General features: G+C 70.8%; 1 protein-coding gene. It reads right to left on the bottom strand.

Features of this window, described 5'->3' with window-relative positions; genetic code table 11:
* Nucleotides 1-1,762: ATP-binding cassette domain-containing protein (locus FV228_RS28225; RefSeq protein ID WP_187277947.1), on the bottom strand; the 1,762-nt coding region annotated here is incomplete at its 3' end.
* Between the last annotated feature and the right edge of the window lie 178 nt (nt 1,763-1,940).

Genomic DNA, 1,940 nt, shown 5'->3' with positions numbered 1-1,940 from the left:
GTCTTCCAACGCCGAAAAATGCTCCACCAGTGCCTTGCCTGACATCGGATGCCTCACCAGACCGAGGCCCCCTGTGAATCACGCAAAAGGCAACACCGAAATCCATTCCTTTCAAGCGATCGCCCTGGACCAGGATCCGGTCGGCCTTGCGCGCCGCGGCGAGATGGTGGGTGACGAGGATCAGCAGCCGCTCGCGGCCCCAGGCCGTGAGGTTGCGCTCCAGCGCGAGGGCGGCTTCCGGGTCCAGGAAGGCGGTCGGCTCGTCGAGGAGCGCCACCGGCGGGTTGCGGATCACCGCACGGGCGATCGACAGGCGCTGGCGCTGGCCGCCCGACAGGGTCCGGCCGCCCTCGCCGAGGGACGTCTCGAGACCCTCGGGCAGGGTCTCGACGAGTCCGCGCAGCCCGGCGAAGTCCAGGGCCGCGTCGAAGGCCGCCGCATCCGGGCGTTGCGCGGCGAGGTTTTCGCGCACGCTGCCGGAGAACAGCATCGTATCCTGATCCACGGTGCCGATCCGGCCGCGCAGCCATCGGGGATCGTAGTCTCGCAGATCGGCGCCGCCGATCTCGACCCGGCCGCTATAGTCGCGCTGCAGGCCGAGCAGGATGCGCAGCAGGGTCGACTTGCCCGAGCCGTTGCGTCCGACGATGGCCACGATGCCGCGCTCGGGTAGGGTCGCCGTGAGATCCCGCAGCGCCGGCCGCGCCGCCCCCGGATAGGTCAACGAGACGCCGTCGAGGCGGATGCCGCCGGGGCCGATCCGGCGCAGCGGCGGATGGCGGCCGGCCCGCTCGCGGGGCATGCCGAGGAAGCCGCCGATCTCGCGGATCGCGACGTTCACCTCCTGGGCCATGCGCAGGATGTCGGCGCTGCCGAGAAGCGGGCCGGTGATGCGGGCCGCGACCACCTGGATCGCCAGGAACTCGCCGACCGTCAGGTGGCCGCCATAGATCCGCCAGCAGCCCACGCCGATGACCAGCAGCGTCATCGCCCGCGAGACCGCCTGGGACCGCAGCCCGTAGCGCCGCTGCAAGTCCATGACGCCGCTCAGTTCGGCAAGCGTGTTGTCCGTCACCGTATTCCAGCGCCGCATCCGCCCGGCTTCCAGGGCGAGCGCCTTCACGGTGGCCAGGCCGTTGACGCTCTCCGCCAGGGTGCCGTCACGGACGCTGATCGACTGGTAATAGGCCTTTGCGGATTTCCAGATGCCGCTGATCTGGTTGCTGGCGATCACGACGATCAGCGGCGCCGCCACCGCGAGCGCCGCCCCGACCGCGACGTCGTAGTAGAGGACCAAGCCGAAGGCGACGAGCGCGCCGCCGGCGTCGATCACCGTGTTCGGGATCTGATGCAGGACGAAGTCCCGGATCTTCGTGATCTGCTGGAAGTGGTTCAGGACCTCGCCGGACTTGAAGCCGGCACCGTCGATCCGCACCCGCAGCAGGTGGGCGAAGACGCGGCGGGAGATCCGGCGGTCGAGGAAGACCGCCAGCGCGATGATCAGGCGCCCCCGGAACGCGGTGAGCCCGACCTCGGCGGCGATCGACAGGAGCGCGAGCAACGCCAGCCCGAGCAGGTGCAGGTCGGCCTGCCCGGCCACGATCGCATCGACGATGCGCTGGGTGGCGACCGGAAAGACCAGCCCGGCGCCGTATCCCGCCGCGATCGCGATCAGAAGCCGGGTCACCTGCCCCCGGCGCAACGCGAGCGAACGGCCGAGCCAGCGCCAGCCAAAGGACGATCGGTCTGCCCGCAACACCACCCCCGCGCTCCGAATCGGGCGCGGAGTGAGGCATACATTCGCGGCGCTGGCGACCGCTCCGCGGCGGTCCACCCGGAGACGCCGTGTCGTCCGCCTGCGCCCGACGGGGGTTACGGCTCGCACCCCTCCCAGGCCGCCAGGATGCGACGGGCGGCCTGGGAGGGGTGCGAGCCGTAAC

It is taken from the genome of Methylobacterium sp. WL18 (genome assembly GCF_008040015.1).
Classification (GTDB): domain Bacteria; phylum Pseudomonadota; class Alphaproteobacteria; order Rhizobiales; family Beijerinckiaceae; genus Methylobacterium; species Methylobacterium mesophilicum.
Note: the sequence above shows the minus strand (reverse complement) of the source record. Positions and strands in the feature narration are given on the sequence as shown.